This is a genomic window from Baekduia sp. (genome assembly GCF_035685985.1).
Classification (GTDB): domain Bacteria; phylum Actinomycetota; class Thermoleophilia; order Solirubrobacterales; family Solirubrobacteraceae; genus Baekduia.
Window position 1 is genome coordinate 180,489 of the sequence record NZ_DASRZV010000033.1, and the last position, 25,988, is coordinate 206,476.

Genomic DNA, 25,988 nt, shown 5'->3' on the forward strand with positions numbered 1-25,988 from the left:
GGGTCGGCGTCGTCAGCCGGCCCGTTGGCCGTACACGACGCGCCAGGCGCGCAGGGCGGGCAGGAGCACGCGCGTCGTCCGGCCGCCGGCGGCCGCCAGCGCGCGCGTCCCGGACGCGAGGTCGGGGTGGGTCGCGCTGTCGCGGGACAGGAACATCGCCGTCATCGCGGCGATGACCAGCACATGGCGCTCGCCGTCGCGCAGCCGTGCCGCGCCGCGCAGGGACCGGTCCAGGAGGTGGGCGACGCGCGCGAGCGCCTCGTCCTGGTCGCCGTAGTAGGCGATGAAGCTCACGTGGCCCGAGCGCGCGTCGTCGCGTTGGTCGACGTAGCTGTCGAGCATCATGCTCAGCGTCGCGACCCAGCCGCCGTAGACGGCCAGGGCCGCCTCGACGTCGCGCTCGCACGTCCGCGGGTCGGCCGCGAGCGCCAGCAGCACGATGATGCTCAACGCCGACGCTCCGCCCGCGGTCTGCTCGAACCAGGTCGCGTCGTGCTCGGCGCCGAACTCGGCCGACGCGAACCGCCGCAGCGCCTCGGCACGCGCTCCGGGCTCGGCGATGTGATGCAGGTCCAGCGCGGCGCACTGGCGCGTCAGCCGCGGCAGCTCGCGTCGGACGAGCCCGTAGCCGGGCAGCGCGGCGCAGCCGGCGCGACACGCGTCGATCAAGGCCATCATGTACGGGTCGTGGTCGCCGACCGGCACGCCGAGGTCCACGGCCTCGGCGAAGACGCCCATGAGCTCGCCGTCCCCCGTGCCCGCCGTGCGCTCGCTGATCTCGTCGAGCAGGTCGGCGAGGACCTGGAAGGCGACGAGCAGGCGCAGGAGGCCGAGATCGCGCCGGGGCGGCAGCGTCCAGTAGAACGCGGCGCCGTCGACCAGCGTCCGCTTGCGGCGCAGCGAGCCGATCGCGTGCTCGCGCAGCACGGGGTCGGCGACGCGCTCGGCCGCCCGCCGCCACCCGGCGACCTCACGGCGGACGACGCGCAGGCCCCAGCCCAGCTCGCGACCCGTCGCCACCGCCAGCGCGCGGGCCTGGGCGGGCGTCAGCGGCGCGACGTCGCGCGTCACGGCGGTCAGCCCTCGCCTCGCAGGGACGGCTGGACGCGGGCGACGAGGTAGCCGGGCACGGCCACGACGGCCAGCGCCGCGCCGACCACGAGACCGAGGCTCGCCGCGGCGATCCCGGGCCGGACGCCGAGCTCGACCGGGAAGCCGCTGATGATCTCCAGGCCGCGCGAGAAGAGGATCTGCCCGAGCAGGCCGAACAGCGCGCCGGCCAGGCAGCCGGTGCCGAAGAGCGTCGCGCTCTCGGCCAGCAGCGAGCGCCACATCAGCCCGGTCCCGTGGCCGTCGAGCTTCTGGCGGGCGACGGCCGGACGGCGCTGCCACAGCAGCCCCGCCATCGCGGCGGCCATGGCCAGCACGGCGGCCAGCAGCGTGAGCGAGGCGACCTGTCGCAGGCGCGACAGCCCGCTGCCGATCACGGTGCGCTGGCGGACGGCGCGGGCCTGCGCGGTCTCGACCCGCAGCGCGGACCGCGGGCCCAGCGCGGCGGCGATCCGGCGCGCCGCGGCGTTCGCGCCCGCGGCGCCGCCCGCCACCCGCACCTCGTAGGCGCCGACCGCGCGCGTGCCCCACGCCCGCGCGTAGGCGGCGGCGTCGAGGAAGACGACCCCGCCCGTCCACCCCAAGTTGGTGGTGATCGCCGCGACGCGCACGGTCGCGGGCCGCGGCGTGGGGAGCGTCACCCGGTCCCCGACGCCGACGTGCAGGGCGTCGGCCAGCGCGCGCGAGAGCGTCACCCATCGGCCCGAGCGGACGCGCGCGGTGAGCGCCCGGCGGTCGCCCGTCCGGACCTGCGCGGACGGCACCGGCTCCGGGTCGGTGGCGGGCGGTGCGAAGACGAGCACCCGACGGTCGCCGACGTCGAGGAACCCCGCGCGGTAGGCGTTGACGGCGCGCACGCCCGGGACAGAGCGCAGGAGCGCTGAGCGATCGGGCACCGCGGTGGTTCCGAACAGGTCGCCCGCGCCGCGCGGCAGGACCCAGACGTCGGCGGCGTCGTCGAGCGCCGGCGCGACCGCGAACAGCCCGTCCTGGAGGTTGGCTCGCGCGCCCTGCAGGGCGACGGCGCCGAAGACGGCGACGGCGCCCGTCGTGGCGATCGCCAGCGTCCGGGCGCGCCACTCGGGCGCCTGCAGGTGCGGCAGCGCGAGCTGCACGGCGACCACGACGCGGGCGCGGCGCGCGTTGAGCCGCGTGAGCGCGCCGATCACCGCCCCCAGGAACGCCGGGACGAGCAGGATCAGGCCCAGGCCCAGCGCGATCAGCCCGGCCAGCGCGGCGTTCGGGGCGAAGACCGTGACCGCCGCGGCGGCCGCGACGAGCGCGACGCCGGTCGCCGCCTCCCACGGCCGGTGACGCCGGCCGGGGCGCGCCGGCTCCCGGCGGGGCGGCGCGAGCGTCGCCCGCAGCGGCGCGAGCACGCCGAGCGCCGCGGCGAGCAGCCCGCCGCCGACGGCGATCATGACGCTGCTCGCGGTCACGACCCGCTGGTCGCCCATCGGGAACGCGCCGGCCAGGTAGCTGACGTCGGTGCCGAAGCCGCGCCGGGACAGCAACTCGCCGAGCGCGAGTCCGGCGGCGCTCGCGACGACCCCGAGGATCGCCGCGTCGAGCAGGACCACCGCCACGACGCGGCGCGGCGTGTAGCCGTCCAGGCGCAGGTCGAGGGCCAGCGCGCGTCGGCTCGCGGCGGTCACCAGCAGCGCGCAGAACGCGAACAGGAAGCCGACGAGCGCGCCGACGGCGCTGGAGATCGTCGTGGCCTGGCTGATCGGCTCGGCGGCCTTCTCGAACATCCGCGCCTCTTGGTCGGCGGGCGTCACGGCGAAGCGCCCGCCGGCGATCCGGCGCATGGACGCCGCGACGTCGTCGACCGCGCCCGGCTGCGCCTCGACGAGGATCCGCGACACGCGCCCGCGCAGCCCGGTGACGCGCTGCAGGTAGGCCAGCGGCGCCAGCGCGATCGTCGTGTCGCTCAGCACGCCGATCGCGTCGCGGCCGGCCGTGGCGACCTGCGTGCGGACCGTGCGGCCGGCGATGTGCAGCGAGACGTGGTCGCCGAACCGGACGCCGAGCGTCCGCGCGATCCGGGCCGGGAGGATCAGCGCCTGCTCCCGCGCGGCGTCGTCGGCGCTGAAGCCCTGCAGGAGGGTGCCGCGCAGGCGCACGATCCGCGGATCGGCGCCGAAGACCGTGAGCGCCCGCGCGCCGCGGGGCCCGACGATCTCGGCCTGCGCCTGCAGCACGGGGGCGGCGCGTCGCACGCCCGGCAGCCGGCTGACCTCGGCGAAGGCGGCCGCGTCGAAGCCGTCGGGTCCCCGGCCGACCGCCGCGAGCTGGCTCGTGCCCACGATCCCGCGGGTGAGCTGGTGGACCGGACCCGAGAGGCTCGTGTTGGCGACCTGCGAGGCGAACAGGAGCGCCACGCCGACGGCGATCCCGGCGATCGCCAGCAGCTCCTGCGGCCAGCGGTGGCGCAGCCGCACGCGGTAGAGCGCGAGGACGTTGGCGACCCGCAGGCGGCCCGGCGGTGGGAGGTCCGGCAGCGGCTTCCAGCGCTCCGCGATCATCGCTCGGCGGGCCCCCCTTCGGCCAGGCGGCCGTCCTGGAGGGTGAAGGCGCGGTCGGCATAGGCGAGGGCGCGCGCGTCGTGGGTGACCAGCAGCGTCGCCACGGAGCGCTGCTTGGTGAACGACCGCAGGAGCTCGAGCACCTCGTGGGTGCGGTGGGTGTCGAGGCTGCCGGTCGGCTCGTCGGCCAGGAGCACGCGCGGGTCGGTCGACAGCGCCCGCGCGATCATCACCCGCTGGCGCTCGCCCATCGACAGCTGGTCGGGGCGGTGGTCGAGCCGGTCGCCGAGCCCGAGGCGCTCCAGCAGCGGCGTCACGCGGTCGCGCGCCGCCCGCACGCTCAGCCGCGTGCCCCACAGCTTGGCCGCCGCGTTGTCGATCGCCGACGCGCCGCCGAGCAGCTCGGCGGCCTGCCGGATCAGGCCCAGCTCGTAGAGGCGGTAGCGGGCGGCGTCGCGCTCCGACAGCGCCGACACCTCGCGGCCGCCGACGTGGACGCCGCCCCGGTCGGGCCGCAGGACGACGGCCGCGAGCGACAGCAGCGTCGACTTGCCCGAGCCGCTCGGGCCGAACAGCGTGACGAGCTCGCCGGGGGCGACGGTCAGCGAGACGTCGTCGACGGCGCGGACGACGTCCGTGCCCGTCTTGTAGTGCTTGACCAGGCCGCGGAGCTCGAGCGTCCCGGCGTGGCCGTTGGCGTCAGCCATCGGCGGCGGCGCTCGGGAACGGCACGACGGTCGCACCGCCGGCGCGCCGGCCGGTCAGTCGGCCGCCGGCCAGCGACCAGGTGACGTCCACGCCCTGGGCGTCGGCGAGGTCGCCTACGGTCATGAGGACCGCGACGCCCGGCTGCTGGGCGATCGAGCGCAGCAGCTCGATGATCGCCCGGCGCTCCAGGAGGCCGAGGCCCGAGCTCGGGTCGTCGACCAGCAGCAGGCGCGGCGCGCGGACCATGGCGCGCGCGATCGCGACGAGCGTGCGCTCGCCGTCCGACAGCGTGCGCCACGGCTCGGCGGCGACGTCGTCCGCGCCGACGCGCTCCAGCGCCAGATGGGCGCGGCGGGCGGCCTCGCGGGACGAGAGGCGGTCCATGACCGCCATCCCGACCCAGTCGCGCGCGGTCAGGCCCGGGCTGGCCGGGCCGAGGCTGGTGGCGATCCCGATGTCGGCGTGCAGCAGCGCGCTGGCCTCGCGCCGGCTGAGCCGCGCGACGTCGCGGCCGTCGAACAGCACGCGGCCCTCGTCGGGGGCCTGCAGGCCGGCGGCCAGCTCGACGAGCGTCGTCTTGCCCGCGCCGCGCCCGCCCCAGATCGCGCCCAGCTCGCCCGGCGCGAGCGTCAGCTCGCCGCGGTCGAGGATCGTCACCGCGCGCCGACCCCGCCAGTGCTGCTTGCGGACCGCCTCGAACGCCAGCAGCGCGGTCACGTGCCCGCCGGGTCGGGGTACTCGCGCAGGGAGTCCAGCGCGACGCGCACCTCCTGCAACCACTTCGCGCGCCCCGCGAGCTCGGCGGTGTCGAGTGTTCCGAGGATCGCACCGGACACGGCCTCCCACGGCGCCAGCCGGGTCGTCAGCGACTCCAGCGACGGGACGTCGAGTTGTTGGAGGCGTTGCAGGCACGCCTCCTCGGCGGCCACGACGAACTCCACCAACAACGGCAGGTCGCGGGGACGGGCCAGCGCGATGCGCAGGCGCAGGTCGTCGTAGGACGTGGGCGCGGTCGCCAACCACTCGGCGAACCGCTGCTCGCCGGCGGGCGTGGCGCCGTAGGTGAGCCGTGGCTGGCGGTCGGTCCCGCTGGCCGTCGCCGGCCCGAGCGGTTCGATGAGCGCGTCCTGCTCCAGCCGGGTCAGCGCCGTGTAGACCGAGGAGCTGCGCACCGAGTCGGGGTCCACCGACCAACGACGAAGCTGCTGGAGCAGCGCGTAGCCGTAGGTGGGGCGCCGAGCGACGAGACCGAGCACGGCGTAGCGGGTTGATGCGGACAAAGGCGTGACCGTTCAGGTACGTCGCGGTGTCTGGACCTTACACCGCCGATGTCGCCGGATGTCAAGGGCGCCGGACCGCCGAGCAGGCGATCGTCGCTCCCACGGCGCGCGACGTGTCGTCCGCGAAGGTCATCGTCGCGCGGAAGCGGAACCCGCCGCGCGGGCAGCGCGTCGGCAGCGGCAGCCCGCCGGGGCGGTAGCGGCGCGAGCCCTCGGAGTAGACGATGTCCTTGCCTCCGAGCGTGAAGCGCAGACGGGTCAGCGACACCGGCGCGCCGAAGGGCGAGCGCGGGATGTCGGGCAGCGGCAGGTGGATCCCGAGGCCGAACGGGAACGGGGCCTCGAGCAGGGTGCCGGCGAAGACGAGCTGCGCGCGCAGCGGATGGCGCGTGTCGACGACCGCGACCACGCCCGGCGCGTCGCCGGACGGCGGGCCGTTGGCGAGCAGCACCGCGCCGGTCGCCCCGACGGTCTCGTCGGGACGGCTGCGCAGGCTGGCCGTCGCCTCGCCGCGGCCGAACACCGAGTTGCGCGGGCACGCCGGGAGCCGGTGGCCGCGGACCAGGACGTCGCTCAGCGCGTGGGCCGAGGGCCGGCAGGTCGCCAGGCCCAGACCGCTGGTGGCCACGTCGACGCCCGCCGGCGCCAGGATCGTGATCGCCGTCATCCGCGCGGGCTGGTGGCGGAGGTCGACGCGCAGGTCGAGCGCGATGCCGGTCGGCCGGCCGAGGCGCGCGTCACGGTCGAACGCGACGTGCAGCTCGGCGTCGACGAGGGCGGCGGCCCGCGCGTGGGACGGGCGAGGCGGGGCATCCGCGCGAGCGGCGCCCGACAGCGCGGCCGCGGCCAGGACGCCGAGGGCGATCCGCCTTGCCGTGCCGCGCCGGGTCAATACGTCAGCGATCCCTGCGCGTCGATCGTCGCCGCCCACGTCCGGCGGTTCACGACGCCGGTGAACGTGCCGCGCCCCTTGGCCTTGGCGTAGCGCCCGGTCCCGGCGGTGAGGATCGCGCTGCCCTCGAAGCGCGAGCGGACGCCGCCGGAGCGCGTGGTCCCGTCGATCCGGAGCTGGACGGTCCCGCGCTTGGCGCGGATCGTCACCGTGCCCGAGAGCGACAGCGCGCGCAGGCGGATGCGCGACGTCACGCGGCCGGGCACGACGCCGGTGGCCGTGCCCTGGTGCCGGAAGTCGGTCCCGGACTTGCGCACGAGCGACAGCGACACGTGCTCCCGGGCGGGCGCGGCGGCCCGCGCGGCGACGGTCGCGCCGGCGGCGAGCGCCGCGGCCGCGGCGGCCAGCGCGGCGACGATCCTGCGCACCGGAACACTACGCATTGGAACATCCGCACGAGAGGCTTGTCCACTCTCGGTCGCCCCGCATAGCTTTGCGCCGCCGGCGGCCGGAGAGCCGCCGGTCGTCGCGAGCATGCCGGGGGAGCGAGGGCTGGAAACGCGCGTGGTGCTCATCGCATCGCAACCGTACACCGCCGTCGTTTCCCCGAAGGCCGCGACAGGGGTCGTCGTCTTCGCAGAGGTCAACAGGAAGGTGCTCGTGTCATACGTCTTCGGTTCCGCGCGGCGGAGGCTCGCCGCGCCGCTGGCGCTGGTCGTCGTTCTCATGGCCGCGCCGGCCGCTCACGCCGAGCTCAGCGCGATGCCGGACTCGCCCATCGGCACCCACGGGACGGGCGCCGGCCAGTTCGACGCTCCGGGCGGCGTGGCCGTCAACGAGAGCACCGGCGACGTCTACGTCGCCGACACCGACAACAACCGCATCCAGCGCTTCGCGGCCGACGGCACCTTCATCTCGGCGATCGGCTGGGGCGTCGACGACGGCCTGCCGGCGCTGGAGGTCTGCACCTCGGGCTGCCAGGCGGGCCTGGCGGGCGACGGCGACGGGCAGATGGACCAGCCGACGGGGATCGGGATCAACCAGACGACGGGCGACGTGTACGTCGGCAGCCAGGGCAGCGGGACGATCGCGCAGCTGACGGGAGCGGGCGCGTTCGTGCGGACGTTCCCGGGGACGCCGTATGACGGGAACACACTGGTCGCCGGCGTCGATGTCCTGGAGGTCGCCCCCGACGGGGACGTCTACGTCACCGCGCCGGGCCAGACGCTGCGGTTCGACGCGTCCGGGACGCCACTGACGGACTTCCCCGCGCAGACGTCGAGGCCCATCGTCGTCGCGTTCGACGGCAACGGCGACATGCTCCTCAGTGACGACAACGGCGCGGCGAGCGGCCTGTACCGCTTCGACGCGTTCGGGACCGGGCTCGGGCGGCTCTTCCAATCCGCCCCGCCGCGCATCGTGGCCGCCGACGCGCCGCACGCCGTCCTGCTCGTCGGATGGTCCAGCTTCGGCAAGACGCGGTTCCAGACGGTCGACCGGGACGGCGCCGATCGCGTGAGCTCGTTCGGCGAGGGCCTCGTGGCTGATGCCTCCGGCTCCGCCTACAACCCGTCGGCTTCTCTGCCCGGCACGCATGGGGGTGCCTACTACGTCGTCGACCGTGCGCGGGATCGGCTGGCCATCATGGCGTCGCGCCCGATGGCGCCGGAGGTCGCGGCGAGCTCCGCCCGCGACGTGGGGCTCACCGGCGCGACCCTGCGCGGCTTGGTGGATCCGGGCTTTGACACCGCGACGGTGAGCGTCGAATACGGGACGACCACGAGCTACGGCTTCACCGCCGCGGCGGGCACGGTGTCCGGCGACGGCTTCGAGCATCGGGCGGACGCCGAGCTCGATGAGCTGGCCCCGGACACGACCTACCACTACCGCGTCGTCGCGCGGAACGCGGAGGGGACGACCCACGGCCCCGACCGGACGTTCAGGACCGACACCGGCGACACCGCGTTGCGGCTGCCGGACGGTCGCGGGTGGGAGCAGGTCTCGCCCGTGCAGAAGAACGGCAACGCCGTCCAGAACCCGGAGAGCACCGGCGGCGCTCCGGCGGCGACGTTTGCCACAGCCTCCGGCAGCGCGATCGCCTACGCCGTCGTGGGCGCCTTCCCTGGCGCTGACGCCTCCACGCGCTTCAACGTCCCGGTCAGCTCGCGCACGGCCGACGCATGGCTCACGCGGGTGATCGACCCGCGGGCCGAGGTGACCCCGGCGGTCAACAGCGGCGACGTCCACGCGGTCTCGCCGGACCTCTCGCACGCCGTCGTCAGCTCGGTGCTCGCCCTGACGCCCGACGCGGTGCCGGGCGTGGGCCACTACTACCTGCGCGACACCGCGACGGGCGCGTACACGCTGCTCGGGAGCAACCCCGACATCACGATGGGCGTCTCCGCCGCCCCCGTCCTCGGCGGGGCACCGGACTACAGCCGGATGTACCTCGTCGAGACGCACGCGCTGACCGCGGACGCGACCGAGGGCGTGACCCAGATCTACTCGTGGACCGCCGCAGACGGGCTGCGCCTGATCCCGGGCGCGCAGGTCGCGTCGAGCGGTGACTCTGGTTCGGTGGTCTCGTCCGACGGGCGTCGCCTGGTGTACCAGGACGGCGGCGAGCTGCGGCTGCGGGACGCCGACGGCAGCAGCGTGTCGGTGTCCAAGGGCCATTCCGCCTCGTTCGCTCGGATGAGCGACGACGCCTCCGAGATCTACTTCAGCTCGACCGCGAGCGTGACGCCGGAGGCTCAAGCCAACCGCGCCGAGCTCTACCGCTTCGACGCGGCCGACGGCCATGTCGACACGATCACCGCGGGCGTCGACGTCGAGGCACCGGGCTTCCGGCAGCAGCTCGTGCAGGTGCAGGCGGTCAGCGCGGACGGCGACACCTCTGTGTTCACGCTCCGTGGCACCGAGAGCCCGACCTCCTCGGCGTCGACGCCGATCGAGCAGTACGTGTACCGCCACGGTGTCGTGCATCACGTGCGCGCCGACGACGCCAACCACGTGTGGATCAGCCCGAACGGGAAGTACCTCCTCGCGCTCACCAGCGAGGCGCTCACGCCGGACAGCGACACCGGGGGCCACGACCAGGTGTACCGCTACGACACGGACACGCGGACGTTCACGTGCGTCTCGTGCCGGGCCAGCGGTGCGGCGTCGCAGGCCGCCTCGTCGCTGTCTGACGGGATCCTTCCGCCGTTCGCGCCGCCCTACGCGACGCGCAACGTCCTGGACAACGGACGGGTGGTCTTCCAGTCCAAGGACGCGCTGGTGCCGGGGGACGTCAACGGCCGCCAGGACGTCTACCTCTGGCAGAACGGGCATCCGTACCTCCTGTCCGACGGGCGCACCGACAGCGACGCGTCCTTCGCCGACGCCAGCGCCACCGGCGACGACGTGTTCTTCACCACGCGCGCCCGGCTGGTGACGCAGGACCGCGACGAGTACGTCGACATGTACGACGCCCGCGTCGGCGGCGGGCTCGCGGGGCAGAACCCGCCGCCCGCGCCGCCCGAGTGCGTGGGCGACACGTGCCAGGGGCCGGTGCCCGCGCCGCCGGTCATCCCGCTGGCGGGCTCGGTGACGTTCGCCGGGCCGGGCGATCTGCCCGACGCGCCCGACACGCCGAAGGCGGCCGCGCGCAAGGTGACGGCGACCAAGCCGAAGACCGTCAAGGGCACGACGGCGCGGCTGGCGGTCCGCGTCCCGGGCGCCGGACGGGTCTCGCTCTCGGGCGCGGGGATCAAGGCCACCAAGAAGTCGGTGGGCAAGGCGCAGACGGTCAACGTGACCGTGACGCTCAGCGCCAAGGCGAAGGCGACCCTGCGCAAGAAGCACCGGCTCGTGGTCAGCGCGCGCGTGGGCTACGTGCCCAAGAGCGGCGCGGCCTCGTCGGTGACCGTGCGCATCACGTTCACCCAGCCGGCCGCCAAGTCGAAGGGCGGGAAGTGATGGCTGCCCTGTCCGCATCCCCCGTCCCTGTCCGCGCCACCGATCGGAGCCACCGCCCCATGCACCGCCGTCCCGTCATCCGCCCCGGGCACGCCTTCGCCGCCTTGTGGGTGTGCCTGCTGGCGCTCGCCGTCGGCGGGCCGTCCGCGTCGGCTGCGGACTTCGGCCTGGCGTCCTTCGCGACCACGTGGACGAACGCCGACGGCACGCCGGTCGCGCAGGCCGGCGCCCACCCGTACGCGTTCACCACGAGCTTCAGCATCAACACCCGCGAGGAGAACGGCAGCTTCCATCCGATTGGCAGCCCGCGGGACATCACCGTCTCGCTCCCGCCCGGGCTGATGGGCAATCCCTTCGCGGTCGGCGCCTGCGCTCCCAAAGACCTGGGGAGTGACCTGGGCGGCCAGGGCTGTCCCAACTCCACGCAGGTCGGAACCGCCGAGGTCGTGATGGACCTCACCGGCTTTGAGCTCGCGCAGAAGCTTCCGCTCTTCAACATGCAGACGGAGCCGGGACACCCCGCGCAGTTCGCGTTCAACCTGCTCGGCCAGGTCGTCCACCTCAACGCTGCGGTTCGCTCCGGCGGCGACTACGGGCTCGACACCCGGCTGGCCGACATCTCGCAGGGACTGGCGCTGATGAGGAGCACCGTCACGCTCTGGGGCGTCCCTGCCGACCCGTCCCACGACGACGAGCGGTCCTGCCCCGGTACCGGCAACCCGTGCAAGACCGGCCTGTCGCGGCGGCCGTTCCTGACGATGCCGACGTCCTGCTCGGCGCCGTTGACGACCGCCGCCACGGCGACCACGTGGCAGACGCCGGGCCTGACGTCCACGCGGACCTCGGCCGGCGCGGTGCCGATCAGCGGCTGCCACCGGCTGCCGTTCACGCCGAAGCTGGACGTGACGCCGACGACGACCGACGCCGGCGCGCCGGCGGGCCTGGCGGTGCAGCTCGCGGTCCCGCAGAACGACAACCCCGACGGGCTCGCCGCGGCGCACCTGCGCAAGGCGGTCGTGACGCTGCCGGAGGGCGTGACCGTCAACACCTCCTCGGGCGCCGGGCTGGTCGGCTGCGCGCCGGCGCAGGTCGACCTCGGCAGCGACCGCCCGGCCTCCTGCCCGGACGCCGCCAAGATCGGCACGGTCGAGGTCGTGTCGCCGCTCGTCGACCACCCGCTGCGCGGCGGCATCTACCTCGCGCAGCAGCAGAACAATCCCTATAACAACCTGTTGGCGATGTACATCGCGATCAGCGACCCGGACACGGGCATCGTCATCAAGCTGCCGGGACGCATCGACACCGATCCGGCGACCGGCCAGGTGACGACGACGATCGACGATGCGCCGCGGCTGCCGTTCGACACCTTCACCTTGAGCTTCCGCGCGGGCAGCCGCGCGGTGCTGGCGGCCCCGCGGACGTGCGGGACCTACACCACGCACGCGACGTTCACGTCGTGGGCGACGGACACGCCGGTGTCGGTCGACAGCCCGATGGTCGTGCGCGACGGCTGCGACCGCGGCGCCCGCTTCGAGCCGGCGCTGGCGGCGGGCGTCGTCGTCCCGGCGGCCGGCGCGGCGTCGGCGTTCTCGCTGACCGTGGCGCGGCCCGACGGAGAGCAGGACCTCAGCGGCCTGGACGTGACGCTTCCCGCCGGGCTGCTGGGCCGCGTGGGCGACGTCCCGCTCTGCCCGGACGCGCAGGCCGCGGCCGGCACGTGCGGCGCCGCGTCGCAGGTCGGGCACGTGACGGTCGCGACGGGCGCCGGGACGGACCCGCTCTACGTGCCGCAGCCGGGCCGGACGCCGACCGCGGTGTACCTCGCCGGCCCGTACAAGGGTGCGCCGTTCAGCCTGTCGCTCGTCGTCCCGGCCCAGGCCGGTCCGCTGGACCTCGGCACGGTCGTGGTGCGCGCGGCGCTGTTCATCGACCCGACCGACGCGCACGTGACGGTCAAGAGCGATCCGATCCCGACCATGTTGCAGGGGATCCCGCTGCGGCTCCAGAAGCTCAACGTGACGCTGGACCGCGCCGGGTTCATGGTCAACCCGACGTCGTGCGCGCCCAAGCAGGTCGCCGCGCACGTGACGTCGGCGGCGGGCGCCGCGGTCGACCTGGCCAACCGGTTCCAGGTCGGCGGGTGCGGTGACCTCGGCTACGCGCCGAAGCTCACGATCGGGCTGAGCGGCAAGGGCGAGACCAAGGACGGCAAGCACCCGACGCTGACCGCCCGCCTGACCACGCGGGCCGCCGACGCCAACAGCCGCCGCGTGCGGGTGGTCCTGCCGCTGGCGCTCGCGCTGGAGGCCACCAACGCGGAGGGCCTCTGCGAGCCGGTCGACGCGGCGGCCCGCCGGTGCCCGGCGACGTCGATCGTCGGCACCGCGCGAGCGCGGTCGATCCTGGCCCACGACCTGACGACGCCCGTGTACTTCGTGCGCGGCGAGCGGGTCCTGCCGGGCGGACGCGTGCGCACCACGCTGCCCAAGCTGTTCATCCCGCTGGCCGCCGACGGCGTGACCGTCGACGTGTGGGCCGGCTCCGAGGTCCAGAACGACCGGCTGGTGACGACGTTCGACGGCCTGCCGGACGCGCCGTTCAGCGTCTTCGACCTGACGATCGCCGGCGGCCGGCACGGCATCCTCGCGGTGTCCTCCGGCGACGGGATCTGCACGCGCAACCAGGTCGCCGACGCGACGTTCACCGCCCAGAGCGGGAAGCCCGCCTCTGCGAAGGTGACGCTGGGCTCGCCGTGCGGGTTCGGCGTGGTCAAGACCGCTCAGGGATCGAAGGCGCTGAGCGTGACGGTCGGCGGGATCGGCGCGGGCCGGTTGAGCGCGTCGGGCCACGGGGTGGCGACCGCGCGCCGGACGATCGCCGGAGCGACGGCCGCGACGCTCGCGCTGCCGCTGACGCGGGCGACCCGCACGGCGCTGGCACGGGGCCGCGCGGTGCGGGTCAAGCTGACCGTCGCCTTCACGCCCAAGGGCGGGAAGGCCAAGAAGGTGGTCAAGACGATCGTGCTGCGCGGCGCGGCCGCGAAGCGCTGAGCGGACGGGGCGAGGAGCGGCGTGCGTCGTTCGAGGCTCGTCGGGCCGCGAACGCCACGGGCGCGGCTCCTCGCCGCGATGGGTGACGTCGCCGTCGAGCACGGCACGGGCGGCGTCACCGTCGCGCGCGTCTGCCATCGCGCGGGGGTGAGCCGCGCGACCTTCTACCAGCAGTTCGTCAGCGCCGAGGACGGCCTGGCCTGTGCCACGGAGGCGGCCTACGAGGATCTGTGGGCCCTGCTCGAGCAGCGGGCGGGCGGCGCGGCGTTGGCGGCTCGCGACCCGGGAGCCGCGGTCGCCGCGCTGGTCGTGGCGTTCCTCGACGTGATGGCGCAGCGGCCGGCGATCGGTCGGCTCTGCGTCGTCCAGCCGCCGACCGCGATGCCCCGGGCGCTGCGGGCGCGACGGCAGCTGATCGAGCGGCTCGTCGCCTTCCTCGACGGCGTGCCGTGCGCGATCGACGACCAGCGGCTCGCGCAGGCGGCGATCGGCGCGGTGGGCGCGCTCTCGGAGCTGGTCCAGCACCGCGCGGCCGAGCGCGGCGGCGTCACCGGCGGGAAGCTCGACGGGCTGGCCGTCCCCGCGGTCACGCTCGTCCTCGCGCCATACGTCGGACGAGCGCGCGCTCAGCGCCACGCGCGCGTGGCGGCACGGCGCAGGATCTCGGAGCGCCGCGCGCCGGTGCCTCCGGCGCTCACCCACCTCGCCCGTTGCACGTTGCTGCATCTGCGCGACCACCCGCACGCCAGCAACGACGAGGTCGCGGCCGCGATCGGTGTCCGGCATCAGAGCCAGATCAGCCGCCACCTGCACCGCCTCGCCCGCGAACGCCTCATCGTCCACGCGCGCGCCGGCCGCCGCAACGCCTGGTCGCTCAGCGACCACGGCCGCCGAGCGATCGAGGCCGCCCAGCCGGGACGGTGATCGCGGGGCGCCCGGGCCGTTCAGCGCGCGGCGCGGCGAGGGCGCAGGGCGCGGCGGCGCAGCACGCCCTCGCGTGCCGTCTCCGGGATCGCGCCGGCCAGGATCGCGGCGTCGCGGAGGTCGCGGGTGAGGTCGTAGTGGTCGCGGTCGGGACGGCCGGGACGGCTCTGAAACCACTCGCGACGCAGGCCGAGCGCGGCCGCGAACGCATGCAGCTCCTCGACCGCATCGGCTTGCAGGTGGCCGCCCCCGGTCCACCGACCCCAGTCGGCGTGGACGAACGCGTCGTCGACGTAGACGGCCATCAGCGCGCGATCACCAGCATCGCGTCCGAGGATAGGCGGAGGGCGGTCCGCCGCCGCGGGTCAGGTGCCCCGCAGCTCCGCGAGCCGCCGGCGGGCGACGTCGCCGGGCGGCGTCCCGGCCGCGGCGGCGTCGGCGATCTCGCGATACGTGGCGAGGGCGGCGGTCGTCTGGCCTTGCGCGCGCTGGGCTTCGCCGATCGTGATCAGCGCGGCCAGACGCGCGTCCTCGTGGCCGAGCGCGGTCGCCGCCGCGATGCTCGCGTGCGCCGCCGGCACGGCGTCGTCGTAGCGCTCGACCATCAGGAACATGTTGGCGGCCCACAGGCCGGTGTACAGGATGCCGACGGGGTCGCCCAACCCGACCAGCAGCGCGCCCGCCTCTCGCAACGCCTCCGGCACGCGGCCGGGGTGGCCGTGGTCGCGGGTCGTCGCGTCGAGGGCGTGCAGCCGCTCGGCGGCGAGCTGCCCCCACGCGTCGGCGCTCCCGAGCGCCAGCGCGTAGGCGATCACGGCGGCCGTCAGCGGGTCGTCGCGGCCGGCCTCGGCCGCCGCGTGGACCAGGTGGCTGACCACCGTGTAGTTCATCTCGCTGCCGGGCGGCTGGGACCGCATCGTCGCGCTCATGACGCCCTCCAGCAGCGGCACCGCCTCCGCGTCGCGCTCCAGGCGCATGAGCGCCGAGGCGTGGTTGAAGGTGGTCGCGGCGTCGACGTCGTCGGCCGACGGCAGGCCGAGCCGGGTCGGGAACCGCTCGTAGCAGTCCAACGCCTGCTCGACCCGGCCCGCGGTGAGCAGGAGGTTGCCGAGCACGTTCACCGCTCCGCGGACGGCGCGGCGGCCGGAGCCGAGCTCGGCACGGGCGCGGGTGAAGGCCTCCTCCAACGGCGCGAAGACCTCGTCGAAGCTCGCGCCGGCCTCGACCGCGCTGACGAGCATGTTGAGCCGCGCGATCGTGGCCTGCTCGCGCTGACGGTCGTCGGCGACGGCGTCGAGCGCGTCGAACGCCGCCAGCGAGGCCGCGATCCCGTCGCGGTAGCGGAGCGTCGCGGCGATGTTGAGGTCGGTGCGGAAGACCGACAGCTCGGGGCCCGGCGTCGCGCCGCGCTCGATCCGATCGCGCACGGTCTCGTACTCGGCCAGCGCCGCGTCGTGCTCTTCGAGGCGGTTGAGGAAGTACCCCAGGTTGGCGTGCGCGAACAGCGCGAGGCGACCGCCCGGATCCTCGTCGTCGGCGAGCCGCGCGAGGCGGCGCAGCTCGTCGACGCCCTCCGCCGTCGGGCCGTCGCTCCGCAAGCGCTGCGCGAGCGCGTTGAGCTGCCAGAGCGGCGCGGTCTCCTCGTCGGTCGTCGCGGCCAGCTCGTCCAGCAGCGCGTCCAGCTCCTCCTCGTGCCCCTCGCGGCGCAGGAGGTCGAGCAGCGTGCTGCGCAGGTTGAGCAGCTGACGATCGGTGACCCCGGCGCGTCGCGCCCAGTCGATGGCCTCGCGCCGCAGCGGCAGGGCGGCCGTGGTGTCGCCCGCCTCGGCGAGCAGGGCCGACAGGTCGAACGCCGCGTCGGCGGCGACCAGCGGGTCGTCGATCCGGCCGTCGCGGGCCAGGCGCACGTGCGTCTCCAGCGCGACGCGCCGGGCGTCCAGCGGCAGCCGGTCGATCGCGCGGGTCCGGCCGAGCTCGACGAGCCGGCCGGCGACGTCGTCGAGCACGGCTTCCCGCTGGTCGCGCAGCAGGACCGTGCGCGTGCGGGCGACGGTCCCGTGCTGGGGCTGGTCGAACCGCGCCACGTCGCCCTGCCGCTGAAGCCAGCCGCGGCGGGTGGCGGACGCGACGACCTCGCGGAGGCCGTCGGCGGTCGCGGCTTCGCCATCGAGCGTGGGCAGCGCGTCGAGTGCGGGCAGCGCGTCGAGCACGGGCGGGACGTAGAAGGAGCCCGCGCGCGTCGCGGTCAGCGCGCCCGCGCTGAGGACGCGCTTCACGGACGGCGGCAGGATCTCGTCCCAGACGACCGCGAGCTGGTCGGCGAAGCGGTCGGCCATCTCCGCGACGTCGGTCAGGCCGGCCCGGATCTCGCCGTCGTGGATCTGCGCCAGCTGGAGGAGCAGCGACAGGCTGCGCGGGTTGCCCGACGACTTGCGGGCCAGCGCCCGCGCGACCGCAAGCGGCCCGTTGGGCGCTGCTCCCGAGACGAGCGCGAGCGCGTCGCCTTCGCTCAGCTCGCCGAGGTCGTGGAGCGCTCGGGCGGGGAAGCGCGCCATCAGCTCGGCCAGCCACGGGTCGTCGATCGCGGCCTCCTGCAGCACGAGCACGACGTGCACCGGCCCGACGCCGGCGCTGATCTCCTCCAGCAGCCGACGCAGGCTGGGGTCGCTCCACTGCGCGTCGTCGACAGCCACCACGACGGGGACGCGTTCGGCGAGCAGGTCGAGGATCTCGACGGAGCGCTCGACCAGGTCACGGCGCTCGGCGTCGGTGGCGTCGAGGACCGCGCCCTCGGCCAGCCGGTGGCGCAGCGAGCGCTCGCGCGCGCCGGCGCCGACCACCCGCAGCAGCGAGCGGCCGAGCGCCACCGCGGTGGCGCCGCCCGGGACGAGATCGCTGAGGACGCCGGCGGCGAGGTCCTTCGCGCCGCCTGTGACCTCGCCGGACGCCGTCGTCGCGACCCGCTGCTCGGCGACCAGGATCTCGCCGTGCACCGCGACCTGCGTGAACCGGTCGCCGAGGATCTGGACGGTGCGCTGCCCGGCCGGCGACGGGCAGGAGATGCCCCACCAGAAGAACGTCATCAGCGCCTTGCCCGGCTGGACGTCGGGCGGATAGCCGCTCCACTCGGCGTCCGGCGCCGGCCAGTACGCCGGGTCGTCCTGGTCGGCGGCCAGCGCGCGGTACAGCTCCAGCAGCACCCGGCTCTTGCCGACGCCGGGCGCGCCGGCCACGACGGAGAGCCGAGGCCTGCCCGCGGCGATCACCTGCGCGTGGTCGGCCAGGAGCTGCTCCACCACGGCTTGGTGGGCCTGACCGCGGAACGGCATGTCGTGCGTGATCGGCATCGGTCCGAAGGAGAGGGGGCAGTGACGCGAAGCGGTGCGCCGCGCGGCGAAGCGCAGCGCCGCGCCACCGCACGCAGCGCCGCGCCACGCCGCGCCACGTAGCGACGCGCAGCGGTCAGCTTGCCACATCGGACGGCCATCCGGGGAGAGAACGGCGAAGGGGCGCCCGATGGGCGCCCCTTCGACGAGCTTCGCTGCGGGCCGGCAGCGAGCTGGATGACCCTGGCGGATCAGCTGGTGCTCAGCCGCAACCGGTGTTGTTGCCGCAGGAGGAGCAGGTGTAGCAGGAGCCGGTGCGCTGCATCATGCCCCCGCAGTTCTGGCAGGCCGGGCCCAGCTCGAGGCCGACGAGGCGCGCCGGGCGGACCGGCGGCGTGTCGGTGAGCGCGGAGGTCGGCGGCTGCGGCGTCGACGCGGCGGGCGCCGGAGCCGGCGTGGCCGGAGCCGAGGCCGTGGGCGCGGAGCCGTTGCCGTTCCCGTTGCCGTTGGCCACCGGGCCGGCCGTGTCGTTGGAGAAGCCCGCGTCCTCGGCCATCTTCTTGGCCCGGACCTCCTGGGTCATGATCCCCAGCTCCTCCTGGATCTCGGCGTCCAGGAAGCGCGAGGCCAGCCAGCGCATGATGTAGTCGGGCATCGACTTCGCGAACGGGATCTCCGGGTTCTGGGTGATCCCCTCCGGCTCGAAGCGCATGTAGGCGAACTTCGAGACGAGCGTCTCGAGCGGCACGCCGTACTGCAGCGCGATCGAGATCGCCGTCGCGAACGAGTTCATCATGCCGCGGAGGGTCGAGCCCTCCTTGCCGACGTCGGTGATGAAGATCTCGCCGACCGAGCCGTCCTCGTACATGCCGGCCGTGATGTAGCCCTCGTGGCCGCCGATGTTGAACTTGTGCGTGATCGACTGCCGCTCCTTCGGCATCTTGTTCCGGCGCGGGCCGATCGCCGCCAGCTGCTTGGCGACCTCGTCCTTGACGGCGGCGGCGAACTCCTCCGAGTCGAGCGAAGGCACGGCGGCCTCCTCCTTCTGGGCGTCGGTGCGCAGGGCCTGCGCGGTCTTCGACCCGTCACGGTAGATCGCCAGCGCCTTGACGCCAAGGCGCCACGCCTCGGTGTAGGCCTCGGCGATGTCCTCGACCGTCGCCGTGTTCGGCATGTTCACCGTCTTGGAGATGGCGCCCGAGATGAACGGCTGGATCGCGCCCATCATCTTGATGTGGCCCATGTGCGAGATCGCGCGCGAGCCGACGGCCACGTCGAAGACCTCGAGGTGCTCGTCCTTGATGCCCGGCGCCTCGACGATCGTGCCGTACTGGTCGATGTGCGCGACGATCTGGTCGATCTCCGGCTGCGCGTAGCCGAGCGTCTGCAGGGCCAGCGGCACCGTGCGGTTGACGATCGTCATCGAGCCGCCGCCGACCAGCTCCTTGTACTTGACCAGCGAGAAGTCCGGCTCGACGCCGGTCGTGTCGCAGTCCATCAGGAACGAGATCGTGCCGGTCGGCGCGAGCACCGTCGCCTGCGCGTTGCGGTAGCCGTGGGCCTCGCCGACCTCGACCGCCTCGTCCCACACCTCGCGGGCGGCGGCCAGCAGCGCGTCGTCGCGGCCGACGCCGACCGGGATGTGCGCCGTGGCGTCACGGTGCATCCGCATGACCTTGTTGTGGTCCTCGCGGTTCTCCGCGTAGCGCTCGTACGGGCCGATCGCCGCCGAGACCTTCGCCGACTCCAGGTACGCGCGGCCGGTCATCAGCGCCGTGATCGCGGCGGCCGTCGCGCGGCCCGCCTCCGAGTCGTACGGCATGCCGTTGGCCATCAGGTACGCGCCGAGGTTGGCGTAGCCCATGCCCAGCTGGCGGAACGCGCGGGCGTTGACGCCGATCTCCTCGGTCGGGTAGCTCGACGGCCCGACGACGATCTCCTGCGCGAGGAACACGACGTCCACCGCGCGCGAGAACTTCTCGACCTCGAAGGTGCCGTCGGGGCGACGGAACTTCATCAGGTTCAGCGACGCCAGGTTGCACGCGGAGTCGTCGACGTGCATGTACTCCGAGCACGGGTTCGACGCGTTGATGCGCCCCGAGACCGGGCACGTGTGCCACTCGTTGATGATCGTGTCGTACTGGACGCCCGGGTCGGCGCAGCGCCACGCGGCCTCCGCGATCTTGCGCATGACCTCACGCGCGCGGAGCGGCTCGCCGATCGGCTTGCCGGTCGTGCGCGCGATCGTGCGCCACTCGGCGTCGGTCTCGACCGCCTGCATGAACTCGTCCGTGACGCGGACCGAGTTGTTGGCGTTCTGGTACTGGATGGACTTGAAGCCGTCGCCGTCGATGGACATGTCGAAGCCCGCGTCGCGCAGGGCCTCGGCCTTGTCCTCCTCCTTGGCCTTGCACTCGATGAACTCGACGATGTCCGGGTGGTCGACGTCCAGCACCACCATCTTGGCCGCGCGGCGCGTCTTGCCGCCGGACTTGATCGTCCCGGCCCAGGAGTCGGCGCCGCGCATGAAGGAGACCGGGCCGGAAGCCGTGCCGCCCTTGGTCAGCGGCTCCATCGACCCACGGATGTTGGACAGGTTGATGCCCGAGCCGGAACCGCCGCGGAAGATCTTGCCCTCGCGCGTGTTCCAGTCCAGGATCGACTCCATCTGATCCTCGACCGAGAGGATGAAGCAGGCCGAGCACTGCGGCTGCTCCTCGAAGCCGACGTTGAACCAGACCGGCGAGTTGAACGCCGCCATCTGGTGCAGCAAGATGTAGGTCAACTCGTCCTGGAACGCGTCGCCGTCCTCGGCGGTCGCGAAGTAGCCGCGCTGGCGGCCCCAGTCGGCGATGGTCCCGGCCACGCGGCCGATCATCTGCTTGACGGAGCGCTCGCGCGCGGGCGAGTCGAGCTGGCCGCGGAAGTACTTCTGCGCGACGATGTTGGTGCTGTTCTGCGACCAGGACTTCGGGAACTCCACGTCGTCCTGTCGGAAGGAGCCGACCGCGGCGGTGCGGAGCTCCCACTCGACGGTGTCGAACGGAGCCACGCCGGACGTCGTGAAATAGCGCTCGATCGTGAGCGCTCGACCCGGGGTGATCTCCGGTGCCAGGGTGGTCTGCGGTGCTGTGTCCATGGACCTCGTGTTCCTTCCTCGCGGCCGGCCCGCCGCTGCTCGAGATACCTGTGAAGGTGGGTCGAGCAGGGTGGCGTATCGGGCGGATGGAAAAGCGCCCTCGCGAGGGGGCGTGCCCGCTATTTCGGGCTTAATTCAGTGTAGGCCCGGGGAGCGGCCATCGGCCACGTTCGGTCGGCTAGCGGCCGAGCCGCAGCCAGTCCCGGAACTCGGCCCAGGCGGCCGACGTGCGCCAGCCGGCCTCAGCCGTGGCATGGCGCCAGCGGGTCCACCAGGGAGCCTCGTAGGCCCACCAGCGGGCGGCGCCCCAGGCGAGCGCGGCGGCCAGCAGGACGGCGCCGATGATCGCGATCAGGAGGATCGCGGTCTTGTCGCCGGCGCTGTCCGCGGGCGGACTTCCGTTGGCGCTCGCGGGGGCGGCCGTCGTGGCCGGCGCGGCGGTCGTGGCGGGAGCGGCGGTGGACGGCGCGGGCTCTCCGGCGGGCTCGCCGGCGGTCGTGCCCGGGACGGCCTGCGACGCGTCCGGGACCGTGGCCGAGTCGCTGGGCTGCGACGACGTGGCGGTCTCCGGGGCGGTGGTCGAGGCGTCCTGCGCGAAGGCGGCCGAGGGCAGCGCGAGGGCCGCGACGAGGGCGGCAGAGGCGAGGGCCTGGGTCGTCCGGCGGCGGCGCATCCGGAGGGAAAGGCTAGTGGAGGACGTCAGTGAGGCCGCCGGTGACGATCGCCACGCCGCAGACGACCGCGATGAACAGCAGGGCCAGGACGATGATCCGCTCGCGCCGGACCTCGGGGGCCAGCAGCGTGCGGTCCTCGTCGTCGCCGTGCTCGAAGGCGACGAGCTCGGCGGACGGGTCGGGGTCCGACGGGCTCGGCGGCGGCGCCGAGCGCGCGGAGCGGGCGGCGGCCTGGAGCTGGTCGATCTCGGCCTGCAGCGCGGCCTCGCGCTCGGAGGCGTGGGTCTCGGCCGCCTGCAGGCGATCTTGCAGCGCGGCCTCGCGCGCGGCGGCCTCGTCGGCGGCCTGATGGGCGGCGCGCAGGTGCTCCTGCAGGTCGGCCTCGCGCGCGTCAGCGGCGGCGATCGCGGCCTGGAGCGCGTCGTGCTGGGCGGCGAGGCGCGCGACGTCGTCCTCGGAGCCGGCCGCGGCGTCGTCGAGGCGCGCGGCGAGGTCGGCCTCGCGCTCGCGGCTCTCGGCGAGGGCGTCCTGAACGACCGTGAGCTGGTGGTGAAGGTCCTGCTCGCGGTCGCCCGCCTCGGTGGCGGTGGCCTCGAGCTCGGCGATGCGCGCCCCCAGGGCGGCGCGCTCGGCGTCGGCCTGCCGTGCCGCCGCGTGCGCCGCCGTCCGCTCCTCGGCCTCGGCCCGCGCGGCCTCCAGCTCGGCGGCCAGGCGCTCCGCGTCGGCGCGGGTCGCGGCGAGGTCGGCTTCGAGGGCGGACGCGTGGTCGTCCTCGGCGGCCCGTTCGAGGAGGCGGGCGTGCGCGGCGGCGAGCCGGCCTTCGACGGCGCGGGCGCGGTCCTCGGCGGCGGTCTGGATCGCGACGACGCGGGATTCCGCATCGTCTTCGAGCGTTGAGCGATGATCACTGTGCGTCGCCCGCTCGCTCGCGAGCTCCGCCGCGGCGGCCTCGAGGCGCTCGGTGAGCGCGGCGACCTCGCGGGCGTGGTCGGCCCGCAGGGCGCTGAGGCGCCGCGCGGCGTCGTGCTCGGCCGCCTCGCCGGCCGCGGCCAGCCGGTCCTGGAGGGCCGTGACCTCCGCCTCGTGCTCCTGACGCTCCTGCCCCAGCGCGTCCTGCGTGGCCGCCAGGCGCTCCTCGGCGTCGCGGCGGGCCTCGGCGCGGGCCTGCTCCAGCTCGTCGGCATGGCGCTCGCGCTCGACGGCGAACGCGTCCTGCGTCGCGCTCAGGCGCTGCTCGGCGTCGGCCAGGCGACCGGCCAACTCGTCGCGCGCCTCGAGGTGCGCCGACGCGGCCGCGGCCAGCCGCGCGTCGGCCTCGTCCCGCGCGGCGGACAGCGCCGCCTCGGCCTCCTCGCGCGCCTCGTCCCGCGCGGCCCGCGCGGCGGCCTCGGCCTCCTCGATCCGGGCGGCGGCCTCGGCGCGCGTCGCCTCCAGCTCTCCGCGGACCTCCTCGACCCGCGCGGCCGCCAGCGCGCGCTCGGCCTCCAGCTCGTCGCGGACCTCCGCGACCGCCTCGGCCCGCGCCCGCTCCAGCGCGCCGCGGGCCGCGGTGACCTGCTCGTCGGCGCGGCGGCGTGCCGCGGCGCTCAGCCGCTCGGCCTCGGCGACGGCCTCCGCGGCCTCCGCGCGCGCCTCGGCGATCCGCGTGTCGACCGAGCGCTCGGCCTCCTCCGCGCGCTCCGCGGCGCGCTCCTCGGCCTCGCGCACGCGCTCGGACGCGACCCGATCGGCCTCTTGCGCCCGCCGCTCGCCCTCCGCCTCCGCCTCCGCGATCCGCTCCGCCGCCTCGGCCTCCAGCGCCTCGATCCGCCCGGCGACGCTCGCCTCGGCCGCGTCGGCCCGCTCGCGCGCGGACGCCACGTCGTCACGCAGCCCCGCGACCTCCTCGGCGGCGGTCGCCTCGGCGGCCGCGACCGCCCGCTCGCTCGCCTCGCGCGCCGCGGTCAGCCGCGACTCCAGCTCCTCGATCCGCTCGCGCGCGCCGGCGCGCAGGTCGGCCTCGGCCACGCGCGCCGCGGTCTCGGCGGCCTCCAGCGCCTCGCGGCCCGCGCGCTCGGCGGCCGCCGCCCGCGCGTCGCCCTCCTCCCGCGCCGCGACCACCCGCGCGTCGACCTCGGCGCGCGCCGTCTCCAGCTCCGCGCGCGCCGCGTCGGCGTCCTCGCGCGCCTGCGCCAGCTCGGCCTGCAGGTCGTCGACGACCTCGGTCGCCGTCGCCTCCGCGTCCTCCAACCGCTGCCGCAGCGCCTCGGCCTCGGCGGCCGCCGCGGCGTCGGCCTCGCGCAGGCGCTCGCGCAGCGCGTCGGCCTCGGCCGCGCCCGCCGCGCGCGTCTCGTCGAGCCGCGCGCGCAGCGCCGCGACCTCGGCCTCGCCGCGCGACCGGACCTCCTCCAGCTCCCGCTCCGTCGCCGCGACGCCCTCGGCCGCCGTCTCGCGCGCCCGCGTCAGCGCCGCCTCGACCTCGGCGACCCGCGCGGTCGCCTCGCGCTCGCGCTCGACCAGCCGCTCGCGCAGCGTCGCGGCCTCGCTCTCGCCCTGCGCCTCGACGACCGTCAGCCGCTCGCGCAGGACCTCGACCTCGGCGGCCGCCGCGCGCTCGGCCGCCGCGACGCGCGCCCGCTGCGCCTCGGCCTCCTCGCCCGCCGCGCGCTCGGCCTCCTGGAGGCGCTCGCGCAGCGCCGCCGCCTCGGCCGCCGCGCGTCCGGCGCGCTGCTCGGCGTCGGCCAGCCAGCGGCGCAGGTCGTCGGCGTCGGCGCGCAGCGCCTGCTCGGCGCCCTCGGCGTCGGCGCGCGCCTCGTCCAGCGCGGCCCGCGCGGCGTCGCGGGCGCCGGCCGTCTCCTCCAGCCGTGCCCGCAGCTCGGCCGCCGCCGCGTCGCGCGTGTCGCGCTGCGCGACAAGGCCATCAACCTGCTCGCGCAGCGCGTCGACCTCGTCGGCCCGCGCCCGCGCCTCGGCGAGCTGCGCCTCCAGCCGTGCGAGCCCGGCCGTCGCCTGCTCGGCCAGCGCCGCGCGCTCGTCGGCCGCCGCGGCGCGTGCCCGGACCTCCTCCAGCTCCTGCGCCGCCGCCCGCGCGCGCTCCTCCGCCTCGCGCCGCGCGGCCCCGTCGGCCTCCAGCCGGCGCCGCGTCTCGCGCAGCTCGGAGGACAGCATCGCCGCCCGCGCGGCCGCCTCGTCCGCGGTCTCCCGCGCGGCCCGCTGCGCCTCGGCCTCCGCCTCGCGGCGTGCCGCGCGCTCCTCGCGCACCCGCGTCGTCAGCTCGTCGGCCCGGCGCGCGGCCGCCTCGGCGCGCCGCGCCAGCGCCTCGGCCTCGCCGAGCTTCTGCTCGAGCGCCCGGATCCGCTGCTCGGCCTGCTCGGCGCGCCGCTGCGCCGCGCCCGCGGCCAGGGCGGCGCTCGCCCGCTCCTCGTCGAGCGACTCCGCGCGCGTGCGCAAGGACGACAACTCGGTCGCCCGCTCCTCCGCGACCCGCCGCGCCTCGTCGACCGCCGCCAGCCGCGCCTCGGCCGCCCGCGCCGCGCGCGACGCCCGCTCGGCCTCGGCGCGCAGCTCGGCGACCTCGTCCTCGCGCTCCTGGAGCGCCCGCCGCGCCTCGTGGGCGACCTCGACCGCCTGGCGCGCCTGGTCGGCCGCCCGCGCGGCGCGGTCGCGGTCCTCGCGCGCGCGCTCCTCCTCGGCCGCCGCGCGCTCGGACGCCCGGACGCGCTCCTCGGTCAGCGCCTCGACCGCTCCGGTTCGCGCCGCCTCGGCGCGCAGCGCGACCTCGGTCGCCCGCTGGGCCTCGGCCGCCGCCTGCTGGGCCAGGGCGTGCGCCTCGCCCGCGCGCCGCTCCGCGGTCTCCCGCGCCGCGCGCTCCTCGGCCAGGTGCGCGTGCAGCGCCGCGACGTCGGAGGCCGACGTCAACGCGCCGACGTCCAGCTCCGAGCGCGGCTCGGGACGGCGGCCGCGTCCGCGGCGGCGCTCGCGCTCGGAGGACGGCCGCGCCATGGCCGGGGCCGGTGTCGGCGCGGCGATCGGCACGACCCGCCCGCCGCGCCCGGTGGGCCGCGACAGGTCGGCGATGTGCGGGCCCGCCTGCAGCGCGAACACGACCCGCGCGCCGTTGACGACCTCGGCCGGCGCGCTGAACGCCGCGCGCCATCCCGGGCCGTCGGGCGCGGACAGCGGCGCGATCTCGTCGGGCCCCGGAAGCGGCGTCAGCCGGTGCGTCCGGCGCCCGTCGTCGAGCAGCAGCAACGGGGCCGCCAGCCGCTCGCGCGTCTCCCCGAACCAGCGACCAGCGATCCGCAGCAGCACCGTGCCGGGGCCTGCTGGGATCTGCTCGAAGGACTCGACCTCGAAGCGCGGAGACATGAACGGGGCGCGAAGCCCATCCGGCGTCGCCTGCCGATCGTAGCCGGAAG

Annotated in this window: 15 protein-coding genes; 3 read left to right on the forward strand and 12 right to left on the reverse strand. The window is 75.6% G+C overall.

Features of this window, described 5'->3' with window-relative positions; translation table 11 throughout:
- Positions 1 to 12 precede the first annotated feature (12 nt).
- The 7 genes from VFG42_RS22320 to VFG42_RS22350 form a co-directional block, all read right to left on the reverse strand.
- Entirely contained in the window at positions 13 to 1,071 is a 1,059-nt protein-coding gene (locus tag VFG42_RS22320; protein ID WP_324911028.1) for a DUF2600 family protein, read from the reverse strand.
- 5 nt (positions 1,072 to 1,076) lie between these two features.
- Positions 1,077 to 3,638: an ABC transporter permease gene (locus VFG42_RS22325; protein ID WP_324911029.1), complete on the reverse strand. Its 2,562-nt coding sequence runs from the start codon at positions 3,636 to 3,638 to the stop codon at positions 1,077 to 1,079.
- Positions 3,635 to 4,345, reverse strand: a complete 711-nt coding sequence (locus VFG42_RS22330) for an ABC transporter ATP-binding protein (protein ID WP_324911030.1) — start codon at positions 4,343 to 4,345, stop codon at positions 3,635 to 3,637. Before VFG42_RS22330 ends, VFG42_RS22325 begins: the two co-directional genes overlap by 4 nt.
- Entirely contained in the window at positions 4,338 to 5,063 is a 726-nt protein-coding gene (locus VFG42_RS22335) for an ATP-binding cassette domain-containing protein (protein WP_324911031.1), read from the reverse strand. The genes VFG42_RS22330 and VFG42_RS22335 overlap by 8 nt, the downstream gene beginning before the upstream one ends.
- The gene (locus VFG42_RS22340; protein WP_324911032.1) at positions 5,060 to 5,626 is read right to left on the reverse strand and encodes a PadR family transcriptional regulator; all 567 of its coding nucleotides are present in this window, start codon (positions 5,624 to 5,626) and stop codon (positions 5,060 to 5,062) included. Before VFG42_RS22340 ends, VFG42_RS22335 begins: the two co-directional genes overlap by 4 nt.
- Before the next feature lie 61 nt (positions 5,627 to 5,687).
- On the reverse strand, positions 5,688 to 6,518 hold the full coding sequence (locus VFG42_RS22345; protein ID WP_324911033.1) for a hypothetical protein: 831 nt from the start codon (positions 6,516 to 6,518) through the stop codon (positions 5,688 to 5,690).
- A complete protein-coding gene (locus VFG42_RS22350) occupies positions 6,515 to 6,946 on the reverse strand; it encodes an autotransporter (RefSeq protein ID WP_324911034.1) in 432 nt (143 codons plus the stop codon). Before VFG42_RS22350 ends, VFG42_RS22345 begins: the two co-directional genes overlap by 4 nt.
- Before the next feature lie 232 nt (positions 6,947 to 7,178).
- On the opposite strand from VFG42_RS22350, the gene VFG42_RS22355 reads away from it, so the two are divergent.
- The 3 genes from VFG42_RS22355 (at position 7,179) to VFG42_RS22365 (ending at position 14,452) form a co-directional block, all read left to right on the forward strand.
- The gene (locus VFG42_RS22355; RefSeq protein ID WP_324911035.1) at positions 7,179 to 10,478 is read left to right on the forward strand and encodes a hypothetical protein; all 3,300 of its coding nucleotides are present in this window, start codon (positions 7,179 to 7,181) and stop codon (positions 10,476 to 10,478) included.
- A gap of 59 nt (positions 10,479 to 10,537) precedes the next feature.
- The gene (locus VFG42_RS22360) at positions 10,538 to 13,528 is read left to right on the forward strand and encodes a hypothetical protein (protein ID WP_324911036.1); all 2,991 of its coding nucleotides are present in this window, start codon (positions 10,538 to 10,540) and stop codon (positions 13,526 to 13,528) included.
- Between the two features lie 78 nt (positions 13,529 to 13,606).
- Positions 13,607 to 14,452: a TetR family transcriptional regulator gene (locus tag VFG42_RS22365; RefSeq protein ID WP_324911037.1), complete on the forward strand. Its 846-nt coding sequence runs from the start codon at positions 13,607 to 13,609 to the stop codon at positions 14,450 to 14,452.
- A 20-nt stretch (positions 14,453 to 14,472) separates the two neighbouring features.
- Here VFG42_RS22365 and VFG42_RS22370 read toward each other — a convergent pair whose 3' ends face one another.
- The 5 genes from VFG42_RS22370 to VFG42_RS22390 all read right to left on the reverse strand — a co-directional run bounded on the left by VFG42_RS22370 (position 14,473) and on the right by VFG42_RS22390 (position 25,938).
- On the reverse strand, positions 14,473 to 14,757 hold the full coding sequence (locus tag VFG42_RS22370; protein ID WP_324911038.1) for a DUF4031 domain-containing protein: 285 nt from the start codon (positions 14,755 to 14,757) through the stop codon (positions 14,473 to 14,475).
- Positions 14,758 to 14,817: 60 nt separating this feature from the next.
- Entirely contained in the window at positions 14,818 to 17,799 is a 2,982-nt protein-coding gene (locus tag VFG42_RS22375) for a hypothetical protein (RefSeq protein ID WP_324911039.1), read from the reverse strand.
- 241 nt (positions 17,800 to 18,040) lie between these two features.
- The gene (locus tag VFG42_RS22380) at positions 18,041 to 20,917 is read right to left on the reverse strand and encodes a vitamin B12-dependent ribonucleotide reductase (protein ID WP_324911040.1); all 2,877 of its coding nucleotides are present in this window, start codon (positions 20,915 to 20,917) and stop codon (positions 18,041 to 18,043) included.
- 178 nt (positions 20,918 to 21,095) lie between these two features.
- Complete coding sequence (locus VFG42_RS22385; protein WP_324911041.1) at positions 21,096 to 21,590, reverse strand: hypothetical protein; 495 nt, start codon at positions 21,588 to 21,590, stop codon at positions 21,096 to 21,098.
- Positions 21,591 to 21,603: 13 nt separating this feature from the next.
- The gene (locus VFG42_RS22390) at positions 21,604 to 25,938 is read right to left on the reverse strand and encodes a hypothetical protein (protein ID WP_324911042.1); all 4,335 of its coding nucleotides are present in this window, start codon (positions 25,936 to 25,938) and stop codon (positions 21,604 to 21,606) included.
- Positions 25,939 to 25,988: the final 50 nt, after the last annotated feature.